The following is a 16856-nucleotide window of genomic DNA, read 5'->3' as shown; positions in this document are numbered from 1 at the left end:
AAGAAAAAAAGACATTTCTCTCATCGATCAGATAAGCAGAAATGTCTTTTTTATTAGCAATTTACATGATGTTCCGTTCAAAAAACGAAGGAGTCTGGTTAGATGATTTTAGCGATCAATTATTATATATGATCATTTTTACGAGTATTTTCATCCGTATCTTCTACTCGAACGTCTCCTTTTGTATCAATATCCAACTCTTCACGACTTACTTCTTCCGTCACTTGTTTCATATCTTCATGCTCTTTTTTGTGAATACCTACCTCTTCACGTACTACAGTATGTTTATTGACATCAATTTGTTCTTCTTTAAGAGGAATTGTAATCGTTTCGTCTTCCAAAGAATCATCTGAAATATTATCGCTTGCTTCAGCATTTACTGGTTTTCTTTCGATAACGATTTCTTCACGCTTCACAGGGACTTCCACTGTTTTAGTATCATTAACAACGTGTTTATGGATATCAACTTCCCCAGTTGTCACGTCATGGGTATTGACATCTAACTGTTCTTCTTTGAGTTGAATATTTTCATTATTTGTATTTAGTGTATCCGTTGGATCGGGCATATTTTGAGTCCGATCGTTTTCAACAACTGCTTCATTTGGCGCTTTGTAATCTTTAACCGTAATCACTATTTTCCCAGCGGCAATATCCTCTTTGTATGAATACAATGGATCATCGTTAACAGAATCATCCGCTTTTTCTGTATACGAATCTTCCTCATAGGTGTTAGAAGTGAACGTATCTTTGATCCGTTCCCATAGCGAGCGTTCTTCATGCGTGCCTTCAACCTCATCCACATTCGTTTCTACATCAATTCCTGATAAACCAGAAAAACCAAAATTTTGAGCAGCATCTTTTGTCGTATAGATAATGATATCGTCTCGATCGTATCCTTCATCACGCAATTGTTCGATCACTGATAAAGCTTCTTCCCTCGTACTGTAACTACCAATAACTGTTAGATTTCTTTCATTCATGTGAATCCCTCCTGTTAATAGTATGTCTGTATTTAGTGATTCCGCTTACAGGTCTATTCTATCGGATATTTTTTTTTAGAACAAATATATGGTTTACAAAGTAAAAAAGATGCCAATCCATTCAGCTAAGTCGAATGGATTGGCATCAGTTCTATCGTTTAAAATCTTATGATCAAGAGATCCGTCCACCAAAATGAGTAGGAAGCTTCCGACTAAGGGACAAAAAGAAAGTATAAACATCGGTTTATTCGTTTTTGGTAGTGGTTAGAATGTTTTGTCTTACTTCTCTCATTTTTTTTGATCGTGAAATGTAGGATTTTGTTTATCCCAGATTCTTCATTCTGTTTTATTCGAATCGATACTGTTTTCTGCTATTTCTTGTTTTTTGATTTTAAAATAGTCCACATGCGTATGGTTATATTCTAACACCGTAAATTGAAAAGAATCAATTTGGATCACTGTACCTGTCTTGATGTTTTTTTCATGGTTCGACATAAATCCAGATAGTGTGATAAAAGTAGACTCTTCAAATTCAGGGATCGTAACGTGGAAATAACGACCAAAATCATCTAACGTCAATTTTCCTGAAACAATATAGCTCCCATCTGCTTGTTTCGCTATCAATGCTTCATCCAAATCCGTTTCATCCCGAATTTCCCCCACGATTTCTTCTAAAATATCTTCAATCGTCACTAAACCACTCGTTCCTCCGTACTCATCTTTTAAAATAGCAATATGCTTTCCTTTTTTACGCATGATCGTCAATAATTTTTTGATGGGGATCGTTTCTGAAGTAACGATTGGTTCTTCCACCAACGCATCCACTGTTAATTGATCGTCTTTAAACGACTGCTTAATCAAATCTGGTAAAGTAACATAGCCAAGGATGTGATCCTTTGACCCAGAAATAACTGGATAGCGGGTATGACCTCTTTGAATAGAAGCTTGAATTGCATCTTTCACTGTCTCACCAGCTTCAAAAACCTGCATAGAGGTTCGATCCACTTGGATATCTTTTGCCAACGTATCATCAAATTCAAAGACATTTTCTAAATAATAGTACTCTTCTTTCGTCAACTCTCCTTTTTCATAAGAATTCATAGCTACTAACGTCAATTCTTCTTGAGATAATGTCTCTTCTCCTTCTGAAACTAATTTCACGCCTAATACTTTTCCTAAAGCCGTAGCAGAATGATTCAACACCCAAATAAAAGGAAACATTGCTTTATAAAAATAATGCAACGGACGTACAACAAATAAGACCACTTGCTCTGTATTCACGATACTATAACTTTTAGGTAAAAGTTCTCCGATCACCACATCGATATATGTCACTAAGATAAACCCTAACGCGACAGAAATCGTTCCGCTCAATGCTGAGCTAAACGGCAATCGACCGATCCAAGGCTCTAGTAACGCCGCCACTGAGCCTTCGCCAACCCAACCAATGATCAACCCAGTCAAGGTAATTCCTAATTGACTAGCCGACAAGTAGTTATCTAAATGATGCGTGACATGTAATGCTAATTTGGCATTCTTTACATTTTCTCTTTCTAATTGTTCTAAACGTGAACGTCTGATTTTAACTAATGCAAATTCACTAGCTACAAAAAAAGAAGTCACCGCAATCATCAAAAATAATATGGCAAAATTAAGAACCATAACTTCCCACCTCTCTTTTCATGTCCATTGTACCTCTTTTTGAATTTTTTTTGGGAAAATAGGTTAAAAAACAACTCCTTCGTCTTTTTAAACGAACGATTTTCTTCACATAAGGTCTCCTACTTTTGATTTTTCTTTTCATTTTTGCGATAACTATCTGATAAATACGATTGATAAATCAGTGATTAAATGTCATTTTTTTCTTTTACTTTCGCAATATTTGTCATTCTTAAATAAGAAGAGGCAACTTTTACTAGACTTTAGTGAACATCTTGCAAACTCTTGTTAAAAAACCAAAAAATTCTTATTAAAGAAAAAAAAAATCTCCTATATCCGAATCATTACTTTACAATGAATTTAATAAAAAATAATTTAAGGGAGATCATTTTATGCCAAATAATGTGGATAAATCAAATGAAACGACCGATTTTTCATCCAACCAGGAATTACTAAACACAATTAACGCATGGAAGGCAATGCTTAAAGTTTACGGAAAAAACGAAACTTTAGAGACTTTAACTGCATTCAACTATAAAAATTCGGACATCAAATTGATTGCGGATAAGCTTCGGTTACCAAAACCAAGCAATCGAACATCTATGAAAAAGCTAGTTCTTCCTTCAAACAAAAACACTACCGCCGAGGTGTTCATATCCAAAGATAGGTTACTAGATACTATCAACATATGGAATGCGATGCTTAAAGTTCATGGACCAACAGAAACTTTAGCTGCTCTAGCTACATTCGGCTATGGAAAAGCGGTCACCAAAATGATCACGACTAACCTTCAGTTACCAAAATCAATCAATCGAATAGCTGAAACAGAAAAAATAATTAACGCTTCTAAATCAAAGAAGTCAACCGATTTTTCATCCAACAAGGAGTTACTGAAAACTATTGACAATTTCAAAGAAATGCTTAACACAGGTGAATTAAGCAAAACCTTAGAATGTTTAGCTGAATTAAGCTATACGCCCATAAGTATCAAACTTATCATGGCTAACCTTGACTCGCCAGAAATAAAGGATCGAGAAACTATAACAAAAAAGATAATTGAAGCAAATCAAACAAATATTATAGCGAATTCCAACAAAAATAGAGACAAACTATCAAGTACCCAAAATGATCCACAAACACGAAACAATATGAAAGATTATATCTATAATACTTACATAAAACCAAATACAGTGGAAAATGACTTACATAATAAATCTTGCATAAAAAACTTGACAGAAAAAGCCATAAATAGTATTCCTAACGAGCCTTCAAGTAATACGGAAAAAGATAAAACCTCTCCACAACGTTAATCACTAAAAATAGTGGGACTGGGACATAAAGTTTACTCTTCGCTCTAAAAATGAATAAACGGTGTTCTAGAAGTAGCTCTATCGGAAATAAGCCGAAGAATTCCAAAAATATGAGAAACTATTTTCGGATTCTTCGGCTTATTTCTCAAAGCTAGACACTTCTGTCACAACCTCACGTAAATACTTTATTCGCTAAAGTTTAATTTTTCCTTTCTTTTAACCACGTTTTTCTTGTTACACCAATTAGTAAAGGTACTGTTTCATGCTTTACTTCACTATACTCCAAGCCAAACCAAGTTTCTGGCGTGGTCGCAATTTTTTTAATTGCAAGTTTTGCTTGCATGATTTGTCGTTCCCATTTGCTGAGAGTCGTCACATTTGAGATCACTTCATCAATCAAGATAAATTGGAAATCACCGACTTCTCTTCCCGGAGTTAACGAGTAAGTCTGCGGTTGTTTTGGTAATCTTCCTTGTTTCATCAAATCATGAATGATTTGACGAACATAGACATTGATTTCTTGTTGTACTCTGAATCCTAAGAAGAGATTCACTTGTACGACAAAATCAGTATCCATCATATCGATTTGGTATTCTTTCGTATAAGGTTCATCCGTCACTTCCACATGTACGAACCAATATACACGTGCTCTTTTTGGTCGTTTGTCCAGAATCGAGTAGACAAATTGTCTACCAACTTTTCCTTCGGCCATATCTGGTACTAAGAACACCACATTAGTTTGATAAAGTGGCAATGAGTGATCATCTCTTAATTCCGCTAATTGTGGAATGTAATCTTTTAATGCCACATCTTCCGCAGCAGACTCACGGATGATATTTCCTTGTTCCCAAATGAACATGACAGCTAAAATAATGATCGCCATCAACACCGCAACAAACCCTCCGTGGAAAAACTTCACGATACTTGAGATGAAAAAGATGATCTCGATCGCACCAAAAAAGAAAGACACAATCCAGGCGAACCATTTGGAATAGTTGCTTTGGATTAAATAGAAATAAAGAAGTACCGTCGTCATCAACATCGTGACAGTAATTGAAAGTCCATAGGCTGCTTCCATATGATGTGATGTTCGGAAAGTAACCACGATCAACGAACAAGCCAACCATAAAATCAAATTAACCGCGGGAATATACATCTGACCGATACTGTTTCCTGGATACATGATTTTCAAGCGTGGTAAGAGTTTTAACTTAATCGCCTCTGATACCAATGTAAATGATCCAGTAATCAAAGCCTGTGAAGCAATGACCGCAGCGATCGTAGCAAACCCAACGCCAATAATCAACCAACCTTTAGGTAACATTTGGAAAAATGGATTGAGATTATTGATTTGTTGCACCTCTTGATTTTGATAAATATTCAGTAACCAAGCCGCTTGTCCGAAGTAATTCAATACTAAGCAAAGTTTAACGTAAGGCCAACTTAAACGGATATTTAATTTCCCCACATGCCCCAAGTCAGAATACAATGCTTCCGCCCCTGTCGTAGCCAGAAAGATGTTTCCTAAAATAAAGAGACCTAATCGATTGTCTGGACTAAAAAGTAGGCGAATCGCGTAGTAGGGGTTCAACGCTCGGATCACCGTCCAGTCTTGGCTGAAATTTATTAAACCCATCACACCTAAAAAAGTAAACCATAAAAACATGATCGGACCAAACGCTTTTCCTACTATCTCGGTACCGAATCGTTGAACCATAAATAATACGAAAATGATGACTAATGTAATAATGACAATAATATTTTGATTGTTACCGAATCGATCAAAAAATTGTGGGATACCTCTTAACCCCTCGATTGCTGTCGTGACAGTCACCGCTGGGGTCAATACTCCATCAGCAAGTAGAGCAGCTCCACCGATCATTGCTGGTACGATCAAGTATTTACTCCCTTTCCTGACTAGTGTATATAAAGAAAAAATCCCACCCTCACCGTGGTTATCGGCATTTAACGCAATCACCACATACTTGATTGTGGTAAGTAATGTTAGTGTCCAAAAAATCAATGACACCGAACCAAGGACAAATTCAGGATTGATGCCTCGTAGTCCTCCGTTATCTTCTACGATGGCCTTCATTACATATAGTGGACTCGTTCCAATATCTCCGTAAACTACGCCCATCGCAACTAATAGACCAGCCATTGAAATTTTTTTAGTGTTGTGTTTTGTTGTCAATTGTCCCCCTCTTTTCTACTTTCGTTCACTATCGTATTTTCTTCACAAATCATTGATCTTTTATTTCATGTGATTTACTTAACTAGAGACCCCTACGAAGTGTCAAATCATTATACAAGATTTCATTTAGTAATGTCGACGGATATAGTCTGCTAAAAATGAATACACACCGAGACAAAAAAGAGCTCCTAGCAATGAAGGGATGAGGTAGAATCCTTTGATCGAGGGACCTAATTCACCAAGAACAAATTCTCCTAACCAGCTTCCTAAAAAACCGATCACTACATTTCCAGTGACACCGCCAGGTACATCCTCATTTAAGATTAATCCAGCGAACAGACCTAAAACGCCACCAACGATCAAAGTCAGAAAAAAATAAAGCATCTCGTTCCCTCCTTAAAAAATACACCTTTATTTTACGTTATTTTGAAAATTAGACCAAAGATTATGAATAGATTTTATCCAAGTAAACTTTCCAGAGGGATTTTAGCTATAAAAAGAAGGAGTAAGACATTGTCTCACTCCTTCTTTTTCAATGTAGCAAAAACAAGTATTTTTCACTGACGTAGGCATTTCAACCCTCAGATTACTCTTTTTGCTATTTTATCGCTTAAACGATTATTTTGTTTCTTTTTCAGAACCATCTTCTGTTAACATCGCTTTTCTAGAAAGATTTACGCGACCTTGTTTGTCAATCTCAGTTACTTTGACAAGGACTTCATCACCCAATTTGACTACATCTTCTACTTTATTGACACGGTCATTTGAAAGTTGAGAGATGTGAACCAATCCGTCTTTTCCTTTGATCAAGTTAACGAAAGCACCAAATTTTTCAATACGAACTACTTTTCCTAGATAAACCTCACCGACTTTTACTTCTTTAGTTAAGTCTTCAATGATCTTGATTGCTTTTTGGATCATTTCTTTATCAGATGAAGCAATACTTACTTTACCATCTTGATCGATATCGATTTTCACACCAGTTTCTTCAATGATACCATTGATTGTGTCGCCACCTTTACCGATCACATCTTTGATCTTCGCAGGGTCGATTTGGATCATTTCGATTTTCGGTGCATATGGGCTTAATTCTTCACGAGGTGCTGCAATCGTTGAAGTCAATTCTTCTAAGATTTCCATACGTGCTTGTTTTGCTTGGGCTAGCGCTTCTTTTAGGATTTGTTCCGTAATTCCTTGGATCTTAATATCCATTTGTAGAGCAGTTATCCCATCTTTAGTTCCAGCCACTTTAAAGTCCATATCTCCCAGATGATCTTCTAATCCTTGGATATCTGTTAAAATCGTATAGTTTTCGCCATCTGAAACAAGTCCCATTGCAATCCCTGCAACTGGTGCTTTGATTGGTACACCGGCATCCATCAATGCTAATGTCCCAGCACAGATACTTGCTTGTGAAGAAGAACCATTCGATTCTAAAACTTCTGCCACTAAACGGATTGTATAAGGGAAATCTTCTTCTGAAGGAATCACTTGTGCTAGCGCACGTTCACCTAAAGCACCATGTCCGATTTCACGACGACCAGGTGATCCCGCACGCCCTGTTGAACCAACAGAAAATTGTGGGAAGTTGTAATGGTGGATGAATCGTTTGCTAACTTCTACTCCCAGTCCATCAATAATTTGGTGTTCACCTAGTGGCGCAAGGGTACAAGCAGATAATGCTTGAGTTTGTCCTCGAGTAAACAAACCTGAACCATGCACCCGTGGCAACAAGCTTACTTCTGAAGCTAGTGGACGGATTTCGTCCAATTTACGCCCATCAGGACGAATCTTGTCGATCGTGATCAATTCACGAACTACATCTTTTTCTAAGTCCTCAGTAATTTGTTTTACTTCTTTTAGTAATTGATCTTCCTCTTCATGCCCGATAAATTTTTCGGCATAAGCTTCACGAATATCGATTTTTACTTGTTCGATATTGTCTTCACGAGCTAGTTTTTCTTCTGTCATAACAGCCGTTTTCATCGTAGCATAAGAAGCATCAAAGATTTCTTTTTTCAAATCTGCATCTACTTGTAACAAAGAAACTTCCATTTTCTCTTTGCCGACAGCTTGGACGATTTCTTCTTGGAAAGCAACTAATTCTTTGATTGCATCAAAACCAAATAGTAATGCTCCAAGCATATCTTCTTCAGAAACTTCTTTCGCACCACTTTCAACCATGTTGATTGCTTGTTTTGTACCTGCAACACTTAGTTCAATATCTGTTTGTTCCGCTTGTTCAACTGTTGGATTCAAGACATATTCGCCATTCACACGGCCGACTTCGACACCAGCAATTGGTCCATCAAATGGAATATCTGAAATTGATAATGCTAAAGAAGAACCTAGCATTGCAGCCATCGCAGGTGAACAATCTGTTTCAACACTCATCACGATGTTGGTTACTTGAACTTCGTTACGGAAGCCATCCGCAAACATTGGGCGGATCGGACGGTCGATCAAGCGAGCCGTTAAAGTTGCTTCTGTACTTGGACGACCTTCACGCTTGATAAATCCTCCAGGAATTTTACCGGCAGCATACATCTTTTCTTCATAGTTGATCGTCAACGGGAAGAAGTCAGTATCTTTTGCTTCTTTTGAAGCAACTGCCGCACTTAAAACTACAGTATCTCCATAGCGAACTAAAACTGCTCCGTTCGCTTGTTTTGCTAATTGACCGACTTCGATTTGTAAGGGACGGCCTCCCCATGTCGTTTTGAATATTTGTTTTTCTGACATAATTACTCCTTTTCTTTCTCGTGAAAGCAAGACGCTACTAAACAAATGAAAACCGCCAAACGTCGCTTATCCAGCTTTCATTTGGTTAGTAGGAGTCTATCATGCTTTTTTCGAGAATGGTTGTATTAGGTATTACAGTAAAAAAAGTGAGATTCATTTGAACCCCACTCTTTTTGTCAAAATTAACGGCGTAGACCTAAGCGTTTGATCAATTCGCGGTAACGTTGTACATCAGTCTTACGTAGGTAAGCTAACAAGTTACGACGGTGACCAACTTTTTTCATTAGGCCACGGTATGAATGATGATCTTTTTTATGCATACGTGCATGTTCATTCAAGTGGTTGATTTCTTCCGTTAATACAGCGATTTGTACTTCTGGAGAACCAGTATCCCCTTCATGGCGTGCATAGTCTTTGATGATTTCATTTTTACGTTCTTTTGAAATTGCCATTTCTTTCACCTCTTTCGATTATTCCCCTGTGACTGAGTAAAACGTTGGTGATTCGCTTAACCAAGTAACAGGCGATATGCCTTACGCATACAGCTATACTTTACCTGAATCTACGGGAGAAATCAAGTGAAGAATCATTAAGAAAATTTAGTTTTTAAACAAACTTTCTCCTACTTTTTAAATTTTATGTTAAACTATAATGCGAAAATAGACGTATAACTGTCTAAAAAGAAAGGGGTACATATTCCATGATCACAATGGATAATATCATCCGTGAAGGAAATCCTACTTTGCGGGAAGTAGCTGAAGAAGTTGCTCTCCCATTAAGCAAAGAAAATATCGACCTAGGAAAAGAAATGCTCGAATTCCTGAAAAATAGCCAAGATCCAATCAAAGCGGAAGAATTAAACTTACGTGGAGGGGTTGGTTTAGCTGCTCCTCAACTAGATATTTCTAAACGCATCATTGCTGTACACGTGCCAAGCCCTGATCCAGAAGTAACAGAACCCACGCTAAGTACGGTAATGTATAATCCAAAAATCCTTAGTCACTCAGTTCAAGATGCTTGCCTTGGCGAAGGAGAAGGCTGTTTATCTGTTGACCGAGAAGTACCTGGCTATGTAGTCCGCCACGCTAAGATCACGGTTTCTTATACAGATATGAATGGCGAGAAACATAAAATCCGCTTGAAAAATTATGAAGCAATCGTTGTCCAACACGAAATTGATCATATCAACGGCGTGATGTTCTACGACCATATCAACGAAAAGAATCCATTTGCCCTTAAAGAAGGCGTATTGGTGATTGAATAAAAATGATTGAAAGTTGTATTTCAATCTAAATGACTCGTAAGAAATTGAACTAAAAAGCAACATCTTCGGAAATCGCTACTCATTTTTTCGAAGATGTTGCTTTTTGACGTGGGGAGCCCCACTCCTTTTTTATATTACTAAGAATCAGCGATGTGTTCGTTGTTCATTAAACTGGTTTCTGTTTTTACTATGTCCATTTTCTCCCACTTTTTCTTCTTGTCGTTTAAGTTTACTCCCCTCTCTAGTTATGCATTCTACTATCTTTTTCTGCCCTAGGTTCTCTGGAGATGGGCTTAACGTCAGATTCTTTTCTACCTCCGATAGGTCTATCTTGTTTGTTTTTGCCCAACGTTTTATTTCACCAATCATTTCCATCCATTTGTCTAACTGTTGTTCTCCGTTCTGTTGCGTATAGCATTGATTCTCTCGCCGAGCACGAAGTTGCTGAGTCAAGATTTTTAATTGATCTTTGCGTTCTCCTATTGGCTCATCTTCTTGCATTAATTGATTTTTAGTAATTTCTGTCTCTAATTCAGAATTTGATACTTTTAATTTATTGATCCCAACTTTAATTTTTTCAATTTGACCTTCTATTTTTTTTAATATATGTACTATTTCTGGAGTATTTTTGCATTTTATATTTTCAATTATTGTTTCTGCTTCAGATCGTAACGCAAGATCTTTCTCGCATCTTTTTCTAGCCATCAAATTAAAGAGCGTGGCATTATTACTCGGCAATTGTTTTATTTTATCCTCAACTGTATTTTTATCATATAGATCAGGTTGTATCAGAACAGCCTGCGACTTGTATATTTCCACCACGAAACTTTTCCACTTCTCTAATTCTTCTTTTGCAGAATATGGGTCCCGCCAGTCATATTCAGAAGAGTTTAATTCGATTTCTTGTAGTTTTGTTTGTATTTTAACTATTCGTTCTGCCACTGCTCTTAAAAACGCATTTATTTCTGAAACAGGTCGTTGATTTATCTCAAATTGTAGCTTATCTGCTTGTGCTCTAAATTCTAGATCCTCTTGACAAATGGTAAGATTTTTTTTTAAGAGATTCTTTGTACGCTCACTTCTATCGAAAAACGATCCCCAGTGGTCATCGATCCAACTGATCGTTTGTTCAACGGTTCTTTGTTCGTATAAAAAGGGGAATTCTATTATATTTCTTTTCCGCTTTTCCAACATTTCAATACTCTTTAATTCAGATAGCAACTTTATTGTACTCCTTCCAAAAACTAGTTTGTTGTTCCAGTACTTTATCTCCAGAATTCTTTGTCTTTCATTCGATGATTCGCTGTTCTGCTATATTTGCATATTCAGCAAGCTTTTCTTTCGATAGATAACTAATATCTTTCTGTACATAATTTTTCATAGACAAGCGTTGAGATTGTTCTTTTATTAGCTTAGATTGAGGATCCTCCGATTTATTTAGGAGGCTTATTTCAGTCTGATTTTTATTTGAACATGCATTGAATGTTGCTATTCGTAAGTTAGCTTGCTTTAAATTTACGCTAATTTCATCATCCAAAAAGCGAATCACGTTTCCAAACTGATAGATCCATCCTATCATGCGCTTCAACTCCTATATTTTATTTATGTCACGAATGCTTCTGTAAGAAGTAGTATCAAAAAACAAATTCAGCTACAAAACTTCCTATTGTCCCATTTTACTTAGAAAATGAAACTAGTTTCTTCCTTCTTTTTCCCAAAAATAAAATAACTGGTACGATTCGTAAATGGATAAATCATACCAGTTATTTATTATTTAATGTTCTTATATATTCAGCCCAGGCAACTCTTTTCCTCGCTAAGCCGTTCTTTGTTTCATTAGTTTCAAGTACGTAAACTCTTGTACTACAATATTATTCTCTTAGTGTAACGATCTTACCTTAACCATTTCAGATATCATGACCGACTTTGATCCGGTTGGCCTACTTGTTGCATTATCTTGGACTTCTTTGGATCTGGTTCTGCTTTTTGTGGTGAAGAGTTTGCCCTTTTAGATAAAGGATTTTGTCTTGTATTTTTTACCTGTTGTACCTCTTCCATGCTTTTTAATGTCTGTTGTGGTTGTTTTTTTAATTCGTTGATTTTTCCAATAGTTTCCTCAATAGCATACTTCTTATTTTTTAATAACTTAATCGATAGTACCATTGCGGAAGTATGTGTGCTTACATCTTTTTCGTATTTTTGAACGAATTGATTCGCCTCAAAATTTTCTTCTAATTTTTGATTGATTAAAGACGAAACGGGGTTTTCGATTCCACTTGCCTTGTCTGATTCATTGAATTCTTTGCTCATTTCCTCAATAAGCTGATTCTTCTGATTTTTTACGTACTCACTCACTTTTTTTCCTGATTCTGTCAGTTCCTTTCCTTGAGTTTCTCGAATCACTTCGTCAAATATGAAAATTTCTCCTATCTTTTGTTTGAGTAAAGACGTATTTTCAATTCCACTTGGTTCTATTGGATTATTTGGTGAATTTACTTCTTTTTTGTCCTTATTTTTTGACCTTCTCATTAGTTTATTGAACATTACCTTTAGCAATGAAGGCTTTTTATTTGTATTTCTTACCTTTTTCATTTCTTTCATGTTACTTGATGCCTGTTGTGTTTGTTCTTTTTTTGATTCGTTGAGGTTTCTGCTATTTTCCTTAATATACTGTTCCTTTCGATTTATTAAGATCGCAATCAGTGATTCTCCTGATCTTATCAGTTCCTTTGTTCTTACCATTTCTTGAGTTTCTCGAATCACTTCGTCAAATATAAAAATTCCTTCTATGTTTTCTTGGATGTTTGCTGTGACTTTAGCCTTTTCACCATTTCCTTGTACTGTTTTGCTAGTTGATTTATCCATTTGTTTTAGCTCCTTTACTTTAGTATGTAGAAAAATAGTACCTGAATAATTCATATTCAATGTTATTGCAACTTATATTACTATCTTGACTTCTTTTGATCTGGTTCTGCTTTTTGTGGTGAAGAGTTTGCCCTTTTAGATAAAGGATTTTGTCTTGTGTTTTTTACCTTTTGTATTTCTTTCATGCTTCTTAATGTCTGTTTTGATTGTTCTTTTGTTAATTTGTTGAATTCTTCGCTAACTTCCTTAATTAATTGATCCATAAGCTTATCCTTCGAATTTTCTAAGTTCTCAATCATTGATTTCTTTGACTTACTATCTATTTCTGTTGTGTCATGTATTTCCAGAATACGCTTGTTCAATAGGAAAGTTTCTTCTAACTTTTGATTGATGAAAGTCGGAATTGGATTGACTATTCCACTTGTTTTGTTTAACTCGTTGAATTTGTTACTAATTTCCTCAATATTCTGATTCTTCTGGTTTTTAAAGTATGTAAAGCGGTAAAATCTTGATTTATTTAATACTTGTTCTCCTTTTTGTCCTATTGCTTGAATTCCCCATTGTGAATTGAAAATTTCTTCTATTTTTTGCTGGATAAAAGGCATATTTGTATTTACTGTTCCACTTGTTTTCAGTAGATTATTTGGTGAATTTACTTCTTTTTGGTCTTTCACTTCTGCGTTTTCTTGGATGTTTGCTGTGACTTCAGCCTTTTCATCATTGCCTTGAACTGTTTCGCTAATTGATTTATCCATTCTTAGTTCGTTGAATTCTTCACTAACTTTCTTAATTAATTGATCCATAAGCTTATCCTTCGAATTTTCTAAGTTCTCAATCATTGATTTCTTTGACTTACTATCTATTTCTGTTGTGTCATGTATTTCCAGAATACGCTTGTTCAATAGGAAAGTTTCTTCTAACTTTTGATTGATGAAAGTCGGAATTGGATTGACTATTCCACTTGTTTTGTTTAACTCGTTGAATTTGTTACTAATTTCCTCAATATTCTGATTCTGATTTTTTTTACAGAGGCTAATGAAGCTTTGTTTTGCTGCTAATTCTTGTTCTAATCTTTGTTCTAATTCTTGTTCTAATCTTTGTTCTAATTTTTGTTCTACTTCTTGAATTCCCCATTGTAAAGTGAAAATTTCTTCTATATTTTGCTGGATAAAAGGCATATTGGAATTTACTTCTTTTTGGTCTTTCACTTCTGCGTTTTCTTGGATGTTTGCTGTGACTTTAGCCTTTTCACCATTTCCTTGTACTGTTTTGCTAGTGAATTTATCCATTTGTTTTAACTCCTTTACTTTAGTATGTATTAAAAACATCTATTGCTAAACTTGGTTCCCACTATTTTTTTATTATGTAGAAGAATAGTGCTTGAATTATTCATATTCCATATTATTGTAATTTATAAATAAAATAGTCGAACGCTTATTTTTTCAAGAAAATAAAATAACTGGTACGATTCGTAAATAGACAAATCATACCAGTTATTTATTATTTAACGTTCTTAAATATTCATCTCAGACCACTCTGCTCTTCATTAGCCTTCGTAGAGAATTCCTGCTTTTATCAACTGTTGCTTAATCGTTCTCAACACATTAGTATCTGGATAACGGATGGTATGCAGATGAATCCCATCGGTCAGCTCAGATAACAACGTAGCATTACTTTTTTTATAGCGTTTCATAAACAATTCAATTTCTTGAGTTGTTTGGATATGAAGCATGCCTGTCAACTCACCATATAAGGGATGTTCTACAATGACATCTAAAACTTCGCCACCAGCTTCAACGATCAAGCGTAACTCTTCTTCTGTTTGCTCACGACCATGTTGGACAGCAATCTTGCTCACTAAGCCGTTCTGTGTTTCATTGGTTTCAAGAACGTAACCTCTTGCCGTTGCAATAATAGTCGCACCTGATGCTCTCAACAACGCAATATCTCCGACAATGATTTGACGGCTCACTTGAAAACGTGAAGCGAATTTGCTGGCACTGACCGGTTTTTCTACATTTGCCAGGGTATGCAGAATCTCTTTGCGCCGTGCTTCTCCATCAATCATCCACTTTCTCCCCATTTAATTCATTTTGATAGTCACGAGAATGTTTCATAAGATCGATATATGTCGCTGTGATCGTTTCTTTATATTTCGTATTTTCTAACCGACTAGCGATTTTTTCTAATACTTCTTGCTCCCTTTTTTCGTCATAGACTGCTTTTTTCGTTGCTTGTTTGGTTTCGCCAATTTTCGTTACCGTGTCCATACGTTTTTCTAGTAATTTGACGATTTGTTGATCAATCTGATCGATTGTTTGACGTAAGTCTTCAAGTTTTTCTGGTTGTTGATCTTCTAATATTTTTTTGATTACTCGAGCAGGATTACCTGCAATCACTACATTATCAGGAAAAGATTTAGTTACAACAGAACCCGCTCCAACTACGACATTGTTTCCTAACGTAACCCCTGGCGTAATGATCACACCACCACCAAGCCAGACATTATGACCAATTTTGATTGGTTTCGCATATTCTAAGCCACTATTCCTTTTCACTGGATGAAGTGGATGAGTGGCTGTATAAAGTTGAACATTTGGAGCAAACATGCAATTGTCGCCGATTTCGATCGTACTTACATCTAAAAATGTACAGTTGTAGTTCGCATAGAAGTTTTCACCTACACGAATATTGTAACCATAATCAAAATTGATCGTTGGCTCCATGTAGATTTTTTCTCCCGTTTTTCCAAAGGTTTCTTTTAGTAATTGAGAACGTAGCTCTGCTGTTTCTGCTTGGTTGATGATCGTACTTTGGCTTCTTGCGTATTGACGATCCGCTACTAATTCCGGATCATTAGCAAAATATAATTCGCCAGCAATCATTTTTTCTTTTTCTGTTCTAATGGTCATAATTTGCTCCTTTTGATAATTTTTCAAATACTATAGCACCGTCCGTTTGCAGAAAATCATATTCTTGGTCTAACTGGATTGGCTCTTGGTTGATTACTAAGATTTGAGACTTCGTATTACGAAATTGGATTAAGTCACAAAACGGGTGTACTTGAAAACTCGTTCCGACGATGACGATCAACTCTGCTTGTTGAACAGCCGATGTTGCTCGCTCTATGACTTCATCATTAAATCCCTCCCCATACAACACGATATCTGGTCGAATTTGTCCCCCACATGTTGCATGTTGATCTGTTTGTAAATAGGTTTCCCAAGAAACGGTGTTCCCACATTTCCTACAATAGCAATGATAAAGATTTCCGTGAAAATTCACAAGTTTTGGACTTCCCGCTTTTTCATGTAATCCATCGATATTTTGGGAAACTACCCAAACTTGCTTTTTTGAGGCTAACTTTGCCATTTCTAAGTGAATAATATTTGGTCTTGCTGTTGGATGATAGATTTTTTTCACAAATGAATAAAATTTTTGTGGCTCATTGTTCATTGCTTCATGACTTAGAAGGTATTCGGGTTGTTCCAATCCATGATAGATTCCTTTTAACGATCGATAGTCGGGAATACCAGAAGGCGTTGATACCCCAGCGCCAGTTAGGAAAGTGATTTTTGAACTAGTGGCTATTGTTGCTACCGCTTCTTCAACGGTTACTTTTTTCATTTCCTTTCACCTCTCTTTTATTATACATCTATCTTTCGTTTATTGATTGATCGTACTTTTTATTCAAACGATTTCATTTTTTGAGAAACATCTCACAATATAGACTGACAAACCAATGAAAACGTGCTACAATACTGCTAGATTCTTCGGTATGATCATCACTATTGCTATCTAATAGTACGATAAACCAAGCATATAGAACAAAAGTGAGGTGA

15 protein-coding genes are annotated in these 16856 nt (G+C 36.0%); 2 read left to right on the top strand and 13 right to left on the bottom strand.

Annotation, left to right across the window (positions count from 1 at the left end; translation table 11 throughout):
* Window positions 1-122: 122 nt before the first annotated feature.
* Together IGJ11_RS00915 and IGJ11_RS00910 are read right to left on the bottom strand one after the other, a co-directional pair.
* Window positions 123-980 carry a DUF2382 domain-containing protein gene (locus IGJ11_RS00915; RefSeq protein ID WP_063626436.1) on the bottom strand — a complete coding sequence of 286 codons (858 nt, stop codon included), beginning with the start codon at window positions 978-980 and terminating at the stop codon, window positions 123-125.
* Window positions 981-1316: 336 nt separating this feature from the next.
* Window positions 1317-2642, bottom strand: a complete 1326-nt coding sequence (locus IGJ11_RS00910) for a hemolysin family protein (RefSeq protein ID WP_207431822.1) — start codon at window positions 2640-2642, stop codon at window positions 1317-1319.
* A 389-nt stretch (window positions 2643-3031) separates the two neighbouring features.
* Between IGJ11_RS00910 and IGJ11_RS00905 the strand changes: the two genes are divergently transcribed.
* Window positions 3032-3949 carry a hypothetical protein gene (locus IGJ11_RS00905; RefSeq protein ID WP_207431821.1) on the top strand — a complete coding sequence of 306 codons (918 nt, stop codon included), beginning with the start codon at window positions 3032-3034 and terminating at the stop codon, window positions 3947-3949.
* A 199-nt stretch (window positions 3950-4148) separates the two neighbouring features.
* Here the strand turns inward: IGJ11_RS00905 and IGJ11_RS00900 are convergent, their stop codons facing one another.
* From IGJ11_RS00900 to rpsO, 4 genes are all read right to left on the bottom strand, one after another.
* Window positions 4149-6143 carry a KUP/HAK/KT family potassium transporter gene (locus IGJ11_RS00900; protein ID WP_010736848.1) on the bottom strand — a complete coding sequence of 665 codons (1995 nt, stop codon included), beginning with the start codon at window positions 6141-6143 and terminating at the stop codon, window positions 4149-4151.
* Window positions 6144-6269: 126 nt separating this feature from the next.
* Window positions 6270-6527, bottom strand: coding sequence for a GlsB/YeaQ/YmgE family stress response membrane protein (locus tag IGJ11_RS00895; protein ID WP_010720351.1), 258 nt, complete (start codon window positions 6525-6527; stop codon window positions 6270-6272).
* A 234-nt stretch (window positions 6528-6761) separates the two neighbouring features.
* Window positions 6762-8885, bottom strand: a complete 2124-nt coding sequence (gene pnp, locus IGJ11_RS00890; protein ID WP_063626433.1) for a polyribonucleotide nucleotidyltransferase — start codon at window positions 8883-8885, stop codon at window positions 6762-6764.
* 182 nt (window positions 8886-9067) lie between these two features.
* Entirely contained in the window at window positions 9068-9337 is a 270-nt protein-coding gene (gene rpsO / locus IGJ11_RS00885) for a 30S ribosomal protein S15 (RefSeq protein WP_010720353.1), read from the bottom strand.
* Between the two features lie 248 nt (window positions 9338-9585).
* Between rpsO and def the strand changes: the two genes are divergently transcribed.
* Window positions 9586-10149, top strand: a complete 564-nt coding sequence (def, locus tag IGJ11_RS00880; protein ID WP_010720354.1) for a peptide deformylase — start codon at window positions 9586-9588, stop codon at window positions 10147-10149.
* 144 nt (window positions 10150-10293) lie between these two features.
* Here the strand turns inward: def and IGJ11_RS00875 are convergent, their stop codons facing one another.
* From IGJ11_RS00875 to IGJ11_RS00845, 7 genes are all read right to left on the bottom strand, one after another.
* On the bottom strand, window positions 10294-11370 hold the full coding sequence (locus IGJ11_RS00875; protein ID WP_242697139.1) for a hypothetical protein: 1077 nt from the start codon (window positions 11368-11370) through the stop codon (window positions 10294-10296).
* Between the two features lie 67 nt (window positions 11371-11437).
* Entirely contained in the window at window positions 11438-11728 is a 291-nt protein-coding gene (locus IGJ11_RS00870) for a hypothetical protein (protein WP_231105526.1), read from the bottom strand.
* Window positions 11729-12063: 335 nt separating this feature from the next.
* Window positions 12064-13014, bottom strand: coding sequence for a hypothetical protein (locus IGJ11_RS00865; RefSeq protein WP_094940928.1), 951 nt, complete (start codon window positions 13012-13014; stop codon window positions 12064-12066).
* Window positions 13015-13094: 80 nt separating this feature from the next.
* Complete coding sequence (locus IGJ11_RS00860) at window positions 13095-14303, bottom strand: hypothetical protein (RefSeq protein WP_207431820.1); 1209 nt, start codon at window positions 14301-14303, stop codon at window positions 13095-13097.
* A gap of 257 nt (window positions 14304-14560) precedes the next feature.
* Window positions 14561-15082 carry a transcription repressor NadR gene (locus IGJ11_RS00855; protein ID WP_207430490.1) on the bottom strand — a complete coding sequence of 174 codons (522 nt, stop codon included), beginning with the start codon at window positions 15080-15082 and terminating at the stop codon, window positions 14561-14563.
* Window positions 15075-15926 (bottom strand): chorismate mutase, encoded by an 852-nt coding sequence (locus IGJ11_RS00850; RefSeq protein WP_207431819.1) that lies wholly within the window; start codon window positions 15924-15926, stop codon window positions 15075-15077. Before IGJ11_RS00850 ends, IGJ11_RS00855 begins: the two co-directional genes overlap by 8 nt.
* Window positions 15916-16641 (bottom strand): NAD-dependent protein deacylase, encoded by a 726-nt coding sequence (locus IGJ11_RS00845; protein WP_010736844.1) that lies wholly within the window; start codon window positions 16639-16641, stop codon window positions 15916-15918. The genes IGJ11_RS00850 and IGJ11_RS00845 overlap by 11 nt, the downstream gene beginning before the upstream one ends.
* Between the last annotated feature and the right edge of the window lie 215 nt (window positions 16642-16856).

The sequence above is a fragment of the Enterococcus sp. DIV0691 genome (genome assembly GCF_051711145.1).
In the GTDB taxonomy this organism is placed as follows: Bacteria; Bacillota; Bacilli; order Lactobacillales; family Enterococcaceae; genus Enterococcus_B; species Enterococcus_B hirae.
The sequence above is the reverse complement of the archived record's forward strand: the minus strand, read 5'-3'. Positions and strand labels throughout refer to the sequence as shown.